Source organism: Pseudovibrio sp. JE062, assembly GCF_000156235.1.
GTDB lineage: Bacteria > Pseudomonadota > Alphaproteobacteria > Rhizobiales > Stappiaceae > Pseudovibrio.
In genome coordinates this window covers 132,642-148,935 of record NZ_DS996813.1, presented here as the reverse complement: position 1 = coordinate 148,935, position 16,294 = coordinate 132,642, and the positions used below count along the sequence as shown (strand labels likewise).

General features: G+C 53.1%; 15 protein-coding genes and 1 tRNA gene. 10 read left to right on the top strand and 6 right to left on the bottom strand.

Going from position 1 to position 16,294, the window contains the following annotated elements; genetic code table 11:
• The first annotated feature begins 216 nt into the window (after positions 1–216).
• Positions 217–1,434: a tryptophan synthase subunit beta gene (trpB, locus tag PJE062_RS21200; RefSeq protein WP_008551796.1), complete on the top strand. Its 1,218-nt coding sequence runs from the start codon at positions 217–219 to the stop codon at positions 1,432–1,434.
• Between the two features lie 95 nt (positions 1,435–1,529).
• Here the strand turns inward: trpB and PJE062_RS21195 are convergent, their stop codons facing one another.
• The 5 genes from PJE062_RS21195 to PJE062_RS26770 all read right to left on the bottom strand — a co-directional run bounded on the left by PJE062_RS21195 (position 1,530) and on the right by PJE062_RS26770 (position 4,376).
• Positions 1,530–1,712 carry a hypothetical protein gene (locus tag PJE062_RS21195; RefSeq protein ID WP_008551766.1) on the bottom strand — a complete coding sequence of 61 codons (183 nt, stop codon included), beginning with the start codon at positions 1,710–1,712 and terminating at the stop codon, positions 1,530–1,532.
• Between the two features lie 233 nt (positions 1,713–1,945).
• Positions 1,946–2,021 (bottom strand) — tRNA-Val (locus tag PJE062_RS21190).
• A 146-nt stretch (positions 2,022–2,167) separates the two neighbouring features.
• Complete coding sequence (locus tag PJE062_RS21185; protein WP_008552058.1) at positions 2,168–3,445, bottom strand: MFS transporter; 1,278 nt, start codon at positions 3,443–3,445, stop codon at positions 2,168–2,170.
• Positions 3,446–3,693: 248 nt separating this feature from the next.
• Positions 3,694–4,245 (bottom strand): HAD-IA family hydrolase, encoded by a 552-nt coding sequence (locus tag PJE062_RS21180; protein WP_008551903.1) that lies wholly within the window; start codon positions 4,243–4,245, stop codon positions 3,694–3,696.
• Positions 4,227–4,376: an HAD family hydrolase gene (locus PJE062_RS26770; RefSeq protein WP_208982425.1), complete on the bottom strand. Its 150-nt coding sequence runs from the start codon at positions 4,374–4,376 to the stop codon at positions 4,227–4,229. Before PJE062_RS26770 ends, PJE062_RS21180 begins: the two co-directional genes overlap by 19 nt.
• Before the next feature lie 238 nt (positions 4,377–4,614).
• Here PJE062_RS26770 and rpiA point away from each other — a divergent pair, with 238 nt between their 5' ends.
• The 9 genes from rpiA to gltX all read left to right on the top strand — a co-directional run bounded on the left by rpiA (position 4,615) and on the right by gltX (position 15,195).
• The gene (gene rpiA / locus PJE062_RS21175; protein WP_008551913.1) at positions 4,615–5,304 is read left to right on the top strand and encodes a ribose-5-phosphate isomerase RpiA; all 690 of its coding nucleotides are present in this window, start codon (positions 4,615–4,617) and stop codon (positions 5,302–5,304) included.
• Positions 5,305–5,358: 54 nt separating this feature from the next.
• On the top strand, positions 5,359–5,874 hold the full coding sequence (locus PJE062_RS21170) for a DUF2059 domain-containing protein (RefSeq protein ID WP_008551909.1): 516 nt from the start codon (positions 5,359–5,361) through the stop codon (positions 5,872–5,874).
• Between the two features lie 165 nt (positions 5,875–6,039).
• The gene (gene gor, locus PJE062_RS21165) at positions 6,040–7,419 is read left to right on the top strand and encodes a glutathione-disulfide reductase (protein ID WP_008551890.1); all 1,380 of its coding nucleotides are present in this window, start codon (positions 6,040–6,042) and stop codon (positions 7,417–7,419) included.
• A 99-nt stretch (positions 7,420–7,518) separates the two neighbouring features.
• Positions 7,519–8,145 carry a gamma-glutamylcyclotransferase family protein gene (locus tag PJE062_RS21160; protein WP_008551836.1) on the top strand — a complete coding sequence of 209 codons (627 nt, stop codon included), beginning with the start codon at positions 7,519–7,521 and terminating at the stop codon, positions 8,143–8,145.
• Positions 8,146–8,498: 353 nt separating this feature from the next.
• Entirely contained in the window at positions 8,499–9,869 is a 1,371-nt protein-coding gene (locus tag PJE062_RS21155; RefSeq protein ID WP_008551873.1) for a class II 3-deoxy-7-phosphoheptulonate synthase, read from the top strand.
• Between the two features lie 165 nt (positions 9,870–10,034).
• On the top strand, positions 10,035–10,559 hold the full coding sequence (locus tag PJE062_RS21150) for a response regulator (protein ID WP_208608700.1): 525 nt from the start codon (positions 10,035–10,037) through the stop codon (positions 10,557–10,559).
• Between the two features lie 154 nt (positions 10,560–10,713).
• Positions 10,714–12,381, top strand: coding sequence for an NAD+ synthase (locus tag PJE062_RS21145; protein WP_008551998.1), 1,668 nt, complete (start codon positions 10,714–10,716; stop codon positions 12,379–12,381).
• Between the two features lie 117 nt (positions 12,382–12,498).
• Positions 12,499–13,719: an MFS transporter gene (locus tag PJE062_RS21140; RefSeq protein ID WP_008551928.1), complete on the top strand. Its 1,221-nt coding sequence runs from the start codon at positions 12,499–12,501 to the stop codon at positions 13,717–13,719.
• A gap of 111 nt (positions 13,720–13,830) precedes the next feature.
• The gene (gene gltX / locus PJE062_RS21135; RefSeq protein WP_008551830.1) at positions 13,831–15,195 is read left to right on the top strand and encodes a glutamate--tRNA ligase; all 1,365 of its coding nucleotides are present in this window, start codon (positions 13,831–13,833) and stop codon (positions 15,193–15,195) included.
• Here gltX and PJE062_RS21130 read toward each other — a convergent pair.
• On the bottom strand, positions 15,158–16,213 hold the full coding sequence (locus PJE062_RS21130; RefSeq protein WP_083793295.1) for a DUF2865 domain-containing protein: 1,056 nt from the start codon (positions 16,211–16,213) through the stop codon (positions 15,158–15,160). The two genes, gltX and PJE062_RS21130, sit on opposite strands and share 38 nt — an antisense overlap.
• Positions 16,214–16,294: the final 81 nt, after the last annotated feature.

The following is a 16,294-nucleotide window of genomic DNA, read 5'->3' as shown; positions in this document are numbered from 1 at the left end:
ACAAACAGCGCAGGTATTGCCTGCCGCCTTGCTCACCCCGATTAACTCGGGAACTCCTGCCTCACCACTGCATGGGATGCCATGCGGTGCTTTAAGTGCTTGTTTATTTGTCAAGAAATCAGTGACTAGTTCCAATTGCCAGATGGATCGGCCCACGCAGCTTAAAGTAGCATCACTCCTACACATATAATCAATGGGCTGGGAGAGCGTGAGCAGATGGACAATTACTTAAAAGAGTTTCCGAACAAAGAAGGCTACTTCGGAGAATACGGCGGTGCATTCCTGCCGCCTGAGCTGGTACCTCAGTTCGAAGAGATTGCCAAAGCCTATGACAAGATCTCAGGCGATGCTTCCTACATCAATGAGCTGCGTTACATCCGCAAACATTTTCAGGGCCGTCCAACACCTGTTTCTCACGCCCGCAACCTGTCCAATCGCATTGGGTCCGGCGCAAACATCTATCTGAAGCGTGAAGACCTCAACCACTCCGGTGCTCATAAGCTCAATCACTGCATGGCAGAAGCTCTGTTGGCCAAACACATGGGCAAAAAGAAGCTCATTGCAGAGACCGGGGCAGGGCAGCACGGCGTGGCCCTGGCAACCGCAGCCGCATATTTTGAGCTGGAATGTGAAATCCACATGGGTGAAGTGGATATTGAGAAAGAGCATCCAAACGTAGTCCGTATGCAGCTGCTCGGTGCAAAGCTTGTCCCGGTTGGTTTCGGTGGCCGTACACTGAAAGAGGCCGTGGACTCAGCCTTCACCTCCTATCTGGAGCAGGCAGATGAGGCTCTGTTCGCAATCGGCTCTGTGGTTGGCCCGCACCCATTCCCACGCATGGTGCGCGACTTCCAGCAGATTGTCGGGATCGAGGCGCGTGAGCAGTTCACGGAAATGACGGGCAACCTGCCAGACCACGCCGTGGCCTGTGTCGGCGGTGGTTCCAACGCAATGGGCCTGTTCTCCGGCTTCATTCAGGACAAGTCTGTCAAACTCCACGGTGTTGAGCCAATGGGTAAAGGCCCTGAACTTGGTCAGCACGCAGCAACCATGACATTCGGTAAGCCGGGCATGCTTCATGGGTTCAAGTGCCGCGTTCTGGAAGATGCAGAAGGCAATCCGGCGCCAGTGCACTCAATCGCATCCGGTCTGGATTATCCGGGCGTCGGTCCTGAGCATTCCTACCTGCATGACATCGGCAAGGTTCACTACGGCTCTGCAACGGACGACGAAACTCTGCAGGCGTTCTGGGCGCTATCCCGTTATGAGGGCATCATTCCAGCGCTGGAAAGCTCCCACGCTGTCGCCTACGCCATCAAGCTGGCCAAGGAATGTCCGGGTGAAACGATCCTCGTGAATCTGTCCGGTCGCGGCGATAAGGATCTGGATTATGTGGCTGATAACTTCGGCACAGGCGAAGACCTGAAGATGTAAGGCGTGCCATTACCCCGTGGGATGGGGGAATGAAGTGTAAGAGCAAAATGCATAAAGGGAGCTCAGGCTCCCTTTTTCAAAGCGAAGGTATGCCGTCACACATTCCTGTTTCGGATCGCCATATAAGAGGTGTAGGAAACGCCACCTGCGCCAGAGATAAACGCTGCCACATCTCGTGCCGGACCGCCATACATGACAGTCTGGAATACAACGACGAAAAAGAACAGCATCACAGAGGCTGCAAAGGTTTTGCCGATAAACAAGAAAATTCGGTTCATATGCGTGATCCCGACTGAATAACTGCCCAAAGGAGTGAAGCTCATTTTGGAAAGATGACTTGCTTCAAAACAAGGCGTTACAACGCTTTGCAATCAGTGAAGTGTTTGCAAAGAGCTTTAACTCCCATTGAGCCAATATGGGGTAGGGGATTAATCCTACAAGGTAAAAGCTGTGAGAAAATAAAAAAGCCTCCGCGAATATTCGGGAGACTTGAAGTCCTCTGGAAGAGGAATGGTGGGCGATGAGAGACTCGAACTCCCGACATCTTCGGTGTAAACGAAGCGCTCTACCAACTGAGCTAATCGCCCCCGTAGGGTGGTACGCCGTGTGGCGTGAGGAGGTGTTTAGGCCCTTTGCCGGGTTCCTGCAAGCCCCCTCAGAAACTTTTCCCAAAAGAATTCAAAATATCTCAGATATATCGTCGTGATGGGTACGGCGCATCCAGACCGGTCTCCTATTGCTTATATTTATCAGAGGGTTGAGCTTGTTGGTAATTCGCATAAGGCATGTTGCTCACGATCAGCAAAGGCTTACGGGATGGCCGACGGAACATGAACAGCTTCGCCACATAAAGCCGGTAGGCCGTGAACAGCGCCAGAGAGCCACTCAGGCTGATCAGGATGAAGTCAGGTGTCTTGGAACCAAGGATCGGTGCGAGGATACTGATGAGCGTAGGACCAGCCACACTGCCAGCTGCCCAGATAAAGAGCAGGTAAGTCGAAAGCGCAACACTGCTCTCCGGTTTCCGCTCAAATGCGTGCGCCACACAGATTGATTGCAGCGGGAAGGCAAGACCACCAAGAACAGCCAGCACCAGACCCAGCATGGTCAGCAGGTGATAATTGCGCAGGAAACCAGAGTTCCAGCCAGTAAACGGATCAGCAAGCAGGAAGGTCACCATGATCGCAGTGATCAGCGTGGAGGAACCAAGGATCAGCCATCTGCGATCCATACGGTCAGCAAGGGAGCCAAACGGCCACTGGAACATAAGACGCCCAATGTAAAGCATGGCAATCATGAGAGCCGTCGTGCTGCCACCAACACCAGCTTTGGAAAGGGAAAACGGCACAATGGTCAAAAGGCTTGTCACAATCGCACCGGAAGCAAACGCACCCAGCACCGCAACAGGAGACTGCGTCCAGATCTCACGAAACTTCACACGCTTGGACTTGTAGGTCCGTGGAGGCACAGAACGCGTCATGCACAGCAGAACCACCGCCGCCAGCAAAATTGCGCTCAGCAGCTCCAGCATCTGCAAAGGAACCTCAGTGTAATGGGCAACGAAAATCTGTGAGAGAATAGCCATTGCACCAATCACAATGGAATTTACGGAAAGAACACGGCCACGGACTTCATCTTTCACGGTCTCGTTCAACCAGGCATCCGCCGTTGCAAACAACATGGCAAAGGCAGCACCCATAAAGAAGCGCAGAACAGTCCAGAAAATGATGCTCTCAGAGTTCTTGAAAAGGAGAACCAACAAGGCAGTCAAACCAGCTGCACCAGCAAAGGCCCGGATGTGACCGATGCGGTTGATCATCCGCACACCGCGCATGCACCCGGCCATAAAGCCAAGCGAATAGGCACCCGCCACAAGGCCAGCCTGTGAGGCAGAACCTCCGATACTGGCGATCTGAAGCGGCAGGCTCGTCAACAAAGCAGAGCTCGCCAACTGTGCAAGAGCACTGGCAAGAATGATCGCAAACAACGAAACAAGTGAAGCTTTTACCATGCAGCAATAGACCAGCGCCTGTCCTGACGCGGTGTTCCTGTGTTGATTTCATTTAGTGGAAAACAGAGCTTTCCGATGCTGGATGTTTCGCAGGGGAATGTGACTGCATTGAGCGAAAATTCGCACCAAGCGGTGATTTTATGATGGGATTTACGTGGGGGAAATACGTCAGATTTGCGGCTGCAAACAAAACTGCCGCCCAATGCAAAAGCACGGGCGGCAGATTAATCTTTTTCTGTATCAAAGAGTTAGGAAGGAGCGTTCTCTTCACTCAGCTCTTTAACAGCTGCTTCCAGCTGATTGTAATGCGAAATCACCACATCCGGACCAAGTTCACGAACCGGAATGTCGGTGTAACCGAAATCAACTGCAATCACTGGCAGGCCAGCGTTGCGCGCAGCAGAAATGTCAGCTTTGGAGTCACCTACGAAAATGGAACCGGCACGGGAACCGCCCGCAATGTCGATTGCGCCAAACACTGGCATCGCATCCGGCTTGTTCTTGGAGAAGGTGTCACCACCGACTACCGAGTCAAACAGATGCTCCATCTCCATGGCCCGAACCAGAGGCTTGGCCAGTTTTTCCAGCTTGTTTGTGCAGATAGCGGTTTTCCAGCCTGCTTCTCTCAAGCGCGCAATTGTTTCCAGCGCCTGAGGAAAAGCGTGAGTGTGATCAGCAATGTGGGTTTCGTAATAACGAATAAACTTGGCAAGCAGCGGTTCCAGAACTTCGTCTGTCACTTCAATCTTGTTTGCCTCAAGCCCACGGGTCATCAGCACTTTCACGCCAGCACCCACCATTTTTCTAACCCGTTCAGTTCAATGGCTTCAAATCCGGCTTCTACCAAAACATGATTCATCGACGCTGTTAGGTCTCCCATGGTCTCCAGGAGAGTACCGTCTAGGTCGAAAACCAGAACTGGTGTTGTCATACTTAAGCTCGTTTCTGTTGAGAAAATCCGCGCCACCCTAACGAAATTCGCCGTGAAGTCAATTTGCGAGGAAAACCTATAGTGTGTTGGGTGGATTGCTGCTTGGCGGGGCTGGCACCTCATGGTAATCAGCAGGAGTTATGTCAGAGTAGACCCAAGCGGTATAACTAGGCAAAATTGTTCTGAATTGTGAATGTTTCCTAAGAAGCTTAGGGTCCGGGGAAGAGAAAATAGTCAGATGGCAATGAGTTTGAAGGCGCAGGCCGCAGCTGCAGCACTCAAGGAAGTTAAGCCCGGCATGAAGCTGGGGATAGGTTCTGGATCAACAGTCAACGAAATGATCCGCCTTCTGGCAGATATGGTCAAGGATGGTTTCGAGATCATCGGTGTTCCAGCCTCCTCTTACTCTCAGGCGCTTTGCGATGAACTGGGAGTTCCACTGACCACACTGGACGAAACACCGGTGCTGGACCTTGTAATTGATGGTGCGGACGAGATCGATCCGCAGCTGAACCTCATCAAAGGTGGCGGTGCGGCACTGCTTCGCGAAAAAATCATCGCGGCAGCATCTGGCCGTATGCTTGTCATCGCAGATGAGAGCAAAATTGTTGATACCCTCGGAAAGTTCCCGCTTCCCGTGGAGGTTATCCCATTCGGGCTTGAGGCTACCCGGCAGATGATGCAAAACAGCTTGGACGCTGAGGGGCTGCAAGGCGAGATGATCCTGCGTATGGCAGGTGATAAGCCACTTGTAACCGATAACGGCAACTACATTCTCGATTGCCACCTGAAGGCAATCAGCGATCCGAAGTCACTGGCAAAACGCCTGGAAGTTATTCCGGGTGTCGTTGAACACGGGTTGTTTATTGATATGGCGGTACGGGCTTATGTCGCCGGTACTGATGAAATTCGTGTCTTGGAACCTTAAGCTATCCTGACAGTCATTTAAGGACAGCTGATTAAAATATAGGGGAGCCATTTTATGCTCGCTAAGTTCAAGTCTGCAGCAATTGCAGGTGTCGCATCACTGGTTGTTGCTGGTGTGCTGATTTCCAGCCCGGTCATGGCTCAGGACAATTCCATTTCTGAAAGCCACATCGAAGCTGCAAAAGCAGCCGTTCGTGCAACAAAGTCCATCGAGAACTTTGACAACATCCTTCCAGATGTTGCTGAGCGCACGCGCACCCTGTTCATTCGCTCCAATCCGGCAATGAGCGCTGAGATCGACATTGCTGTCAACGAAGCTGCTGTTGAACTTATCCCACGCCGTCAGGAATTGGACCGCGTGATCTACGAAGTGTGGGCGCGCCGCTTCACCGAAGAGCAGCTCAACGAAATCGCGACTTTCTACAACTCTGACACTGGTAAGCGTCTTGCTGACCTGTCCGGCACACTGTCCGCGCTGACCATTGGTGCAGCGAAGCAGTGGGGCGACGCGATCAGCACCGACATGGTTGCTATTGCACGTCAGAAACTTGCTGCGATGGCTGCTCAATAAGCGATCACGAAATCGCAATCCAAAATGAACAGTTAGATCAGATACGCCCCTTGAAATTTGGGCGTATCTGGCCCAAGTCTGAGCCTACGTTTTTATAAGACAAGACCTTAGAGCGAAACGAAACGTCGTTGCATAAGGTTCTATTGCTAACGAAAGTGGGCTGTAATGACTAATTTCGACTACGATCTCTTTGTTATTGGGGCTGGTTCCGGCGGTGTGCGCGCAGCACGTATCGCAGCAACCCATGGCGCCCGTGTTGGTATTGCTGAAGAATTTCGCTACGGCGGTACCTGCGTAATCCGCGGCTGCGTTCCAAAAAAACTCTTTGTATATGCTTCCAAGTTCACGGAAGAATTCGCCAACGCTGACGGGTATGGCTGGAGCCTGAACGGCACGCCGACCTTCGACTTTGATAAGCTGGTTGAAAACAAAGACAAGGAAATCACCCGCCTCGAAGGCATCTACCGCCGCAACCTGGACAAGTCCGGTGTTGAGTTGCACGACAGCCGTGCTGTTATCGAAGGCCCGAACACCGTTCGCTTGCTCTCCACTGATCAGGTCATCACAGCTGAGCGCATTCTCGTTGCTGTTGGCGCAACGCCAAACGTGGATGCTGGCCTTGTTGGCTGTGAGCACACGATCACGTCCAACGAAGCGTTCCACCTTTCCGAGTTCCCGAAACGCACCATTGTTGTTGGAGGCGGCTACATCGCGGTCGAGTTCGCTGGCATCTTCAACGGAATGGGCTCTGAAACCACGCTGGTTTACCGTGGCGAAGAGATCCTGCGCGGTTTTGATATGGACCTGCGCACCGGTCTGCATGAGCAGATGGAAGAAAAGGGCATCACTGTCAAAACCAAATCTACCATCGCTTCCATCGAGAAGCATGAGGGCGGCCTGACAGTGACCACCCATGCTGGTGAAGTAATCGAAGCCGATCAGGTGCTTTACGCAATTGGTCGTCGTCCAAACACAGCAGGCCTCGGCCTCGAAGAAGCTGGTGTTGAGCTCGATAAGGCAGGGGCAATTGTTGTTACCCCGCAGAGCCAGAGCTCCGTACCAAGCATCTTTGCTGTCGGTGACGTAACTAACCGCGCCAACCTGACCCCTGTTGCGATCCGCGAAGGCCATGCGTTCGCTGACAGCACTTATGGTGGCAAGGAATGGCATGTGGATCACTCCATGATCCCAACCGCTGTCTTCTCCCAGCCAGAAATTGGCACCGCTGGTCTGACACAGGAAGAAGCGGAAGCACGTTTTGACAACATTGATATCTACACCTCTTCCTTCCGCCCAATGAAGAACACGCTTTCCGGCAAGCCGGGCAAGATGTTCCTCAAGATGCTGGTAGATGCAGACACCGATAAGATCCTCGGCATTCATATCATGGGCCCAGATTCTGGTGAACTGATCCAGATCATCGGCGTCACGCTGACCATGGGTGCTACCAAGGCAGATTATGATCGCACCATTGCGGTTCACCCAACTGCCGCAGAAGAACTGGTGACAATGCGCGAACCAACTGAGCGTATCCGCAAGAATTAAACTTTAGTCGACTTTCAAAGAGCCGCTAGTCCTTGCTAGCGGTTCTTTTTTGCCCTGCGACAGGAGCAAGGCATCTCTCAAGTTTTGATTGGAATACCCGTGACAGACCTCACACAGGACCAGATTTGCTATTTTGGTTATGGCTCACTTGTAAACGAAGAAACTCTTCCAACCGGCACTACCGTGATTGCCGGGCAGCTGAGTGGATGGAAACGGGAATGGCGTGGCTGCTCAAAGGGCAAAGAAGGCAATGGCCGCATGTCCGGTGTCGGCGTCTGTGCACTTGGCGTTCGCCGTGAAGAAGGTTCCGTCATCCGCGGGGCAATGGTTCTCGACTCCAAAGCCAACCTGCCTGCACTTGATAAGCGCGAATGGCACTATTCCCGCAAGTCTCTTGCTGAAGGAAGCTTCGTGCCAGACTGTGGCAGACGAATGCCAGCGGACACGTTCCTCTATCAGGTTCAGGACCAATACGCCCACTGGGGCAATGAAGAGCATCCAATCCTGCAGAGCTATGCAGACTGCGTCATGGCTGGTTTCTACCGCTTGTGGGGGCAGGAGGGCCTGGAGCACTTCGTGGAAACCACCGATGGTTGGGACCGCGTGCCGATCCTGAAGGACCGCGAGGATCCGTACTATCCACGGGCAATCGTGCTCTCCAATGAGCTGGCTGCGACTATTGACGATCTGCTCAAATCTGTGAATGCTCAATATTTAAATCGCTGAAATATGCCTTGAGGATCAGCAGTGTGAACGCTTCATGTATCTTTACACAAGTGTTCATCCGCGATCCCAAAGGGTGCTTTGAAATAATTCTCTACCAAGTTTCGATTATTTGGAACATAATAGCTCTAAAGAAGATTGGTTTGATGGATTCTCGTGAGAGCTGAATTTTTTGAGGTATCCTCAACCTACAGCGATAAAACAACGTATACGTACCCCTAGTCAGACAAACGGGCGGCGTGTATAAGCCTTTCTGGGCTTTTGTCAGAAAATGAGAACTGCTCGAAAGAATTAGAGCTGCCAAAGACAAGTGCATTGGGCGCGCTGGCAGCATTCCGTATTGATGGAGTTTTAAAATGGCGGAGAAATGGACACCGGATTCCTGGCGATCAAAACCGATCGTGCAGGTGCCGGACTATCCAGATAAGGAAGCATTGGCAGACGTTGAAAGTCGCCTCGCATCTTATCCGCCGCTCGTGTTTGCAGGTGAGGCGCGCAAGTTGAAAGCGCAGCTCGCTGATGTTGCCGAGGGGCGTGGATTCCTCTTGCAAGGTGGTGATTGTGCGGAGAGCTTTGCGGAGCACCACGCTGATCACATCCGCGACTTTTTTAGAGCATTCCTGCAGATGGCTGTGGCCCTTACCTATGGTGCACAGCAGCCGGTTGTGAAAGTAGGCCGTATTGCAGGTCAGTTCGCAAAGCCACGTTCTTCTAATATTGAGAAGAAAGATGGCATCGAGCTGCCAAGCTACCGTGGTGACATTATCAACGGTATCGAGTTCAACGAAGAGTCTCGTATTCCGGATCCTGAGCGTCAGGTGAAGGCATACCGTCAGTCTGCTGCGACCCTGAACCTGCTGCGTGCATTCGCGCAGGGTGGTTTTGCAAACCTTGACCACGTGCACCAGTGGATGCTCGGCTTCGTAAAAGACAGCCCGCAGGCGCACCGCTATCAGGAAATGGCGGACCGTATCTCTGATGCGCTGTCCTTCATGCGCGCTTGCGGCATTGACCCGGACAACACACCTCAGCTGCGTTCCACTGAGTTCTTCACCAGCCACGAGGCACTGCTTCTGGGCTATGAAGAAGCTCTGACCCGTATCGATTCCACCACTGGCGAATGCTACGCGACCTCCGGCCATATGCTCTGGATTGGTGACCGGACCCGTCAGCTGGATCATGCACACGTTGAGTTCTTCCGTGGCATCAAGAACCCGATTGGCCTGAAATGTGGTCCATCTCTTGATCCTGAAGATCTGATCAAGCTGATCGATGTTCTGAACCCTGAAAACGAAGCTGGTCGTCTGACACTGATCACCCGCTTCGGTCATGACAAGGTCTTCGAACATCTGCCAGCAATGGTTCGTGCTGTTGAGCGTGAAGGTAAGAAAGTCGTCTGGTCCTGTGATCCGATGCACGGCAACACCATCACCGCAAACGGCTACAAGACCCGTCCATTCGAGCGTATCCTGCGTGAAGTGGAAGCATTCTTCGCGGTTCACCGCGCTGAAGGCACCCACGCTGGTGGTGTTCATGTTGAAATGACTGGTCGTAACGTGACTGAATGTACCGGTGGTGCACGCGCACTGTCCGCAGAACAGCTCGGTGATCGTTACCACACGCATTGTGACCCGCGCCTCAATGCGGATCAGGCTCTGGAACTGGCGTTTACAATCGCTGAGAACCTCAGAAAAGAATCTGAATCTCGCGTTGCAGTGAACACTTAACTCTATCTAGAGTATTCAATTGATGATCAGGGGTTGCACATTGTGCAGCCCCTCTTTTTTTGATAAATACTCATATGTGTTGCACATAGGAAATTGGAATTATGTGCTTCCTGCCTTTAACAGCTCGGTTTATTTCTAGGTTTTTTCGCCCTCAGGGAGAGTTTGTTGCTTCAGAGCGATTCTTTGTTGTCTGGCTATTCAATCCTCATTGTAGATGACAACAACTACATGCGTTCCATCTTGCGCACCATGGTCTCCGGCTTTGGTGTCCGCTCGATCTATGAAGCTGGTGATGGAGCAGACGCGATTGCTATCCTGCTTGATCGCCGACCAGACATCGTTTTGTGCGACTGGATCATGCATCCCATCGATGGCAATGACTTCCTCCGTATCCTGCGGCAGGATCAGGATTCTGAAATTGCAAAAACGCCGGTGATCGTCATCACCGCAGATTCCCGACGCTCCGTGGTCGTTGCTGCGCGCAATGCGGGCGTAAACTACTTTCTTGCCAAACCAATCGCACCAGCCATTCTGTATGACCGCCTGAAGGCGATTGTCATGCAGGGGGATGAGTGCGTTCAGGCCAGAGACATGGCGCAACTGCCCATGGGAACACGCCTGCAGCAGCATCTGGATGTGATGGCAAAAGCAAAAGACTCCGGCACCTTAAAGAAGAAGTCCTCTGACTGATCGGAGACTGTGAATCCTTTCCTCCAACCATCAACTATGTGATGGATCGACTTTTCTAAGCTATAAAAACGCTGTACATGAGATGCAAAGCTACGAAAGCTCGAAGCAATCAGGGCAATCCCATTAACCCATTATAGCCTTTGAAGTTCATATGATGATTAAAGACCAGTTCCGTCTGGCCGTCGTTCAGGCCAATCCTTGTGTAGGTGATATTTCCGGTAATGCTGAAAAAGTTCGGCATCACAGAAAACTAGCTGCCGAGCAAGGCGCTGATCTGGTCTTGTATTCCGAACTCTTTCTTGCCGGTTATCCGCTGGAAGATCTGGTGCGTAAGCCTTCCTTCGTCGCAGCTTGTAAGCGCGAACTGGAAGCTTTGGCAAAAGAAACTGCGGACGGTGGTCCTGGTCTTCTCGTAGGCCTGCCATGGGCAGAGGGGGAAAAGCTCTATAACGCTGTGGCCTTGTTGGATAACGGCAAGGTTGAAGGCCTGCGGTTCAAAGTTGATCTGCCAAACTATGGCGTGTTCGATGAAAAGCGCGTGTTTGATGCTGGTCCAAACCCGGGCCCAATCAGCTTCCGCGGTGTTCGCTTAGGCGTTCCAATCTGTGAAGACACATGGACGGATGAGGTCTGTGAGTGTCTTGAAGAGACAGGCGCTGAAATCCTCGTTGTTCCAAATGCGTCGCCTTACAACCGGGAAAAAACCGAAGAGCGTATGCAGCTCATGATCTCCCGTGTGGTTGAGACTGGCCTGCCATTTGTTTACTGCAACCAGGTCGGCGGACAGGATGAACTCGTTTTTGATGGCGCCTCCTTTGCGCTTAATCATGATCGGTCTCTGGCAATGCAATTGGGTCAGTTCACCGAAGAGACTGGCTATCTTAACTTCAAAAAAGATGCAGACGAAAACTGGCTGATTGAGCCTGCGCGCGTCGTGCCTATGCCAGATACACAGGAAGCTGATTGGCTTGCCTGCGTGCTTGGCCTGAAAGACTATGTAAACAAGAACGGCTTCCCGGGCGTTGTGCTCGGCCTTTCCGGTGGCATCGATAGCGCCATATGTGCTGCAATGGCCGTTGATGCACTGGGGGCTGAACGAGTTCACTGCATCATGCTACCATACCGCTACACCTCCGAGGAAAGCATCAAGGACGCTAAAGCGTGTGCTGACGCACTCGGCGTGAAGTACGACACCATTCCAATCGCTGAGCCAGTAGAAGGCTTCCAGAAGACGCTGTCCGGCGTTTTTGCTGGCACTGAGAGCGGCATCACAGAGGAAAACCTCCAGTCCCGTTCTCGCGGTGTTATCCTCATGGCGGTCTCCAACAAGTTTGGCGCGATGGTTGTGACCACCGGCAACAAGTCAGAAATGTCCGTTGGCTATGCGACCCTTTACGGCGACATGAACGGCGGCTTCAACCCGATTAAGGATCTTTACAAGACTGAGGTCTACCGCTTGTCTGACTGGCGCAACAAACACCACCCGGCAGGTGTCATGGGCCCGGCAGGTGAGGTGATCCCGAACAACATCATCGTGAAAGCGCCGACTGCTGAGTTGCGTGAAAACCAGACGGATCAGGACAGTCTGCCAGAGTATGATGTACTGGACGACATCCTGCACTGCCTCGTGGAACAAGAGTTGAGCCTTGACGAGATCGAAAAGCGCGGTCACTCTGTTGAGACCATCCATCGAGTCGAACACCTTCTTTACATCGCTGAGTACAAGCGTCGTCAGGCAGCTCCGGGTGTCAAAATCACACTAAAGAACTTCGGACGCGATCGCCGCTACCCAATCACCAACCGTTTCCGGGATCGAACCTAGAAACAAACGCGACTTCAGATCTTAGTTTAAGATCTCGCGCACTAGGCTTGATCTCCCGTGTTCAGGCAGGCATCCGGCTTTGCCTGAATCATTTTCTACACTTCTTAGGTTAAGTCTATGACTTTCTTCGAATTTCTCCAGCGCAACCTGCGCTGGGTCGCGGGCGGTTTTCTGCTCGGCTTTGGCTCCAGCTTCGGCCAGACGTTCTTTATTGCCCAATTTTCCTCCCAGATCCGTGAGACCTACAGCCTGTCTCACGGGGATTTCGGCTCAATTTACATGTTCGCCACGCTGGCAAGTGCGGCGACACTTATCTATCTCGGCAAAATCGTCGACTATTACCGCCCGGTCGTCGTCGGCTGCGCTGCAATTTTGATCCTTGCCGGATTCAGTTTCTTAATGAGCTGGCATAACTCCATAATATTACTAGGCATTTGTCTCTATGGCTTGCGCTTGTTCGGGCAGGGCATGCTGCCCCATACCTCACAGACCGCAATGTCGCGCTGGTTTCACGGTTCCCGCGGCAAAGCGCTGAGCCTTGCCTCCTTTGGCAATATGGCCGGTGAAGCTCTGCTGCCACTGGCAGCTGTTACCCTCATGGTTTCCATGTCCTGGCGTGATCTCTGGTCTGCTGCCGGCGTTACTCTGCTCCTCGTATTCCTCCCTCTGGCATACCTGACACTGAAGAAAGACCGCACACCAGAAAACCCGCTTGAGTCATCCCGATCAAATGGCCCGGCTGTCAGCTGGACCAGAAAGCAGGTGATGGCGGACTGGCGTTTCTGGGTTGTCATGACCGCAGTGCTAGCTGTGCCATTTCTCGTCACTGGCCTCATGTTCCATCAGGTCCACTTTATGGAAGCCAAGGGATGGGAGCGCACCGTGATGCCATCTTATCTGCCGCTCTATGCTGCAGCTGGTGCTTTGTTCTCCATGCTGGCTGGCATGCTGATTGACCGGTTCTCCGCTGTCTCTCTGCTTCCCCTCTCCGTAGTGCCGCTCGGTGTCAGTGTCCTCGTGTTTGCTTTTGCAGGCGAAGAGTACTTCGTCCCCGTGGCGTTTATCATCCTGGCAATGACTGTCGGGTCATGGGGCGCTGTTGCCTCCGCTGTTCTGGCCGAGCTGTATGGCACAGCCCACCTCGGGTCCATTCGTGCCATCTACTCCGCCATGATGGTCTTTGCCTCCGCACTGGCTCCCGGTCTCATGGGTGTCCTGCTGGACTATGGTGTTGAGCTCGATACGCAGTTTGCCTTCTCCAGCCTCTACTGCTTCGGTCTGGGACTGGTTCTGTTTGCTGTAAAGCCGCAGCTGATGCTGGTGCGCTCTCCAGCCTGAAAACAGGAAAACCCGAGATATTCCGTAGGTATTCAAGATTGGCTGGTTGACCCGTACCGGCCAACGCGATACCCGAGTGTCAAACTTGTTTATTGATGAGAAGGCTCAGCCATGAGTGTTACGGTTCGCTTCGCGCCATCTCCGACTGGTCACATCCATATCGGCAATGTGCGCCCGGCGCTTTTCAACTATCTCTTTGCCAAAAAGCAGGGCGGTAACTTCGTTCTGCGTTACGACGACACCGACGTGCAGCGCTCTAAGGAAGAGTATGCTGTCGGCATCGCCGAAGACCTGAAATGGCTGGGCATCAACCCTGATCGCGTCGAAAAACAGTCCGAGCGCTTTGCATTGTATGATGCAGCTGCTGCCAAGCTGAAAGACGCCGGTCTGCTCTACGCCTGTTACGAGACACCGGAAGAGCTGGAACGCCGCCGCAACCGTGCCCGCGCTCTGGGCCGTCCTCCTGTCTACGACCGTGCTGGCCTGAAGCTCACCGACGAGCAGATCGCTGAGTATGAGGAAGAAGGCCGTAAACCACACTGGCGCTTCAAACTGCCAAACCACGTAGAAGGCGATCCGTTCTCCTTCAATAGAACAGAAGTTCACTGGGATGATGTAATCCGCGGTCGTCAGACTGTTGATCTTGCTTCCCTGTCTGATCCGGTTCTGGTGCGCGCAGACGGCACATACCTCTATACCCTGCCATCCATCGTGGATGATGCGGATATGGGCATCACCCATGTCATCCGCGGGGAAGACCACATTGCGAACACCGGTGTCCAGATTGCCATATTCCAGGCACTGGGGGCACAAGTTCCTGAGTTCGGTCACCACAACCTGCTGACCACCGCTTCAGGTGAGGGCCTTTCCAAACGCTCTGGTGCTCTGTCCATTCGCTCCCTGCGTGAGGAAGGCTACGAGCCAATGGCAGTCTGCTCTCTCGCAGTTCTGACCGGCACCAGCCACGCAGTAGAGCCAGTAAAGTCCATGGAAGCTCTGGCAGAAATGCTCGACTTCTCCGGCATTTCCAAGTCCGCTGCAAAGTTCGACCCGGAAGACGTTGGTCACCTGACTGCAAAGCTGGTGCACGACATGAGCTTCGCTGATGTTGCAGATCGTCTGAAGGCAGACAGCGTTGAAGGCGATGAAGCGTTCTGGTCTGCTGTGAAGGAAAACTGCTCCACCGTCAGCGATGCGAAACAGTGGTGGGAGCTTGTTGTCGGCTCTGTCACCCCGGAGATCGCCGAGGAAGACAAAGAGTTCATCACTCAGGCCAAAGATCTGCTGCCGCAGGAGCCGTGGAGCGAAGAGACCTGGGGCGAGTGGACCAAAGCTGTGAAAGGCGAAACAGGCCGCAAAGGCAAAGGTCTGTTCATGCCACTGCGCAAGGCAATCACAGGTCTGGCCCACGGACCAGACCTGAAGAACATGCTACCGCTTATCGGTCGGGAAAAAACTTTGGACCGACTTTCCTGATAGGCCCTTCGCGAGGCTCAACCTCGCGAGGCACAAATTTCTTCTGAACAAGCGGAGGCTCGGAGATATCACTCTGGGCCTCTGTTGCATCTACGGTCTGACGCAGCTCACTCTGGTTCGGAATAGCCGGATAAGTCGCAGTTGCACCCGGTGTCAGATCATCCAGCTCGGTGCTCGGAATAGCTTGCTCCAAAGATGGAATCGCAGGTGTCGGCTCAATGTTGTTCGGCTGACCAGCCGCTGCATCACACGAACAGGCTGGATTGTTTTGCTGTCTGAACAGATAGGCATTGGCTAGGGAGGTATAAGGCGCACCGGAAAGGGAGCGCATCTGCGCTGGTGTTTCCTGCGGAACCTGGAAAACGTAAAGCTCCGTATCCTGACTTGGGCACAGCGCCTGACAGATCTCTTCATCCTCCGCCAGATCACCCGCACTGGAGTTCGGGTTGATCGGGAAGTAGTAGCCATCACACTTGCGCACACACATGGTGGCATACTGCTGGCCGCCAGAAGAGTAACCTGCCGTAGAGCGCGGCTCCAGCTGCAAAGGTTGGTTGGCCTGCACTGGCGGTGTCAGCGGCTGGATCTGCTGATCAGAGCGATCAGAACAGTTCAGATCAACCAGTGCCTGCTTCACTTCATTCAGACGGTCCTGCATCGCGCTGGAATAGAGTTCCTGCTGTCTCTGACTATCAAGATAGCTCAGGTTCTCATTCATCTGCTGCAGGGAAGAGCTGAGCTGCTGACACTGCGGCGGGCCAAAAGACCCGTCACAGCCAAAGCTGGACATCTGACTTTGAACATTGCGGATGTGCACCTGCTGCTCTTCATAGGCCGTCTGCCAGCTGTTGGAGCTGCCGTTGGCCTCGACCTGTTCTGAGAGCTCGATAAACTCCGTCTCCAATCGGTCACAGACCTGTGGGCGCGCGCTCGCACTCTGGGTCCAGATAAAGGAGGCACCAAGGGCGAGGGCCGCAACTGCGCATGAGTGAGCGAAGGGGAGTCTGGAAATAGTCATAGCCCGCAATTTTACGTTTAGTCAGAGAGGTTTCTACAGATAAGCTATTCTATGGCCTTATTGGGGCAAAACCAACGGATT

What these genes read in the sequence shown, in the direction of transcription:
- trpB (WP_008551796.1), top strand. Translation starts at nt 217, where the DNA reads ATGGACAATTACTTAAAAGAGTTTCCGAACAAAGAAGGCTACTTCGGA.
- PJE062_RS21195 (WP_008551766.1), bottom strand. Translation starts at nt 1,712, where the DNA reads ATGAACCGAATTTTCTTGTTTATCGGCAAAACCTTTGCAGCCTCTGTG.
- PJE062_RS21185 (WP_008552058.1), bottom strand. Translation starts at nt 3,445, where the DNA reads ATGGTAAAAGCTTCACTTGTTTCGTTGTTTGCGATCATTCTTGCCAGT.
- PJE062_RS21180 (WP_008551903.1), bottom strand. Translation starts at nt 4,245, where the DNA reads ATGGTGGGTGCTGGCGTGAAAGTGCTGATGACCCGTGGGCTTGAGGCA.
- PJE062_RS26770 (WP_208982425.1), bottom strand. Translation starts at nt 4,376, where the DNA reads ATGACAACACCAGTTCTGGTTTTCGACCTAGACGGTACTCTCCTGGAG.
- rpiA (WP_008551913.1), top strand. Translation starts at nt 4,615, where the DNA reads ATGGCAATGAGTTTGAAGGCGCAGGCCGCAGCTGCAGCACTCAAGGAA.
- PJE062_RS21170 (WP_008551909.1), top strand. Translation starts at nt 5,359, where the DNA reads ATGCTCGCTAAGTTCAAGTCTGCAGCAATTGCAGGTGTCGCATCACTG.
- gor (WP_008551890.1), top strand. Translation starts at nt 6,040, where the DNA reads ATGACTAATTTCGACTACGATCTCTTTGTTATTGGGGCTGGTTCCGGC.
- PJE062_RS21155 (WP_008551873.1), top strand. Translation starts at nt 8,499, where the DNA reads ATGGCGGAGAAATGGACACCGGATTCCTGGCGATCAAAACCGATCGTG.
- PJE062_RS21145 (WP_008551998.1), top strand. Translation starts at nt 10,714, where the DNA reads ATGATTAAAGACCAGTTCCGTCTGGCCGTCGTTCAGGCCAATCCTTGT.
- PJE062_RS21140 (WP_008551928.1), top strand. Translation starts at nt 12,499, where the DNA reads ATGACTTTCTTCGAATTTCTCCAGCGCAACCTGCGCTGGGTCGCGGGC.
- gltX (WP_008551830.1), top strand. Translation starts at nt 13,831, where the DNA reads ATGAGTGTTACGGTTCGCTTCGCGCCATCTCCGACTGGTCACATCCAT.
- PJE062_RS21130 (WP_083793295.1), bottom strand. Translation starts at nt 16,213, where the DNA reads ATGACTATTTCCAGACTCCCCTTCGCTCACTCATGCGCAGTTGCGGCC.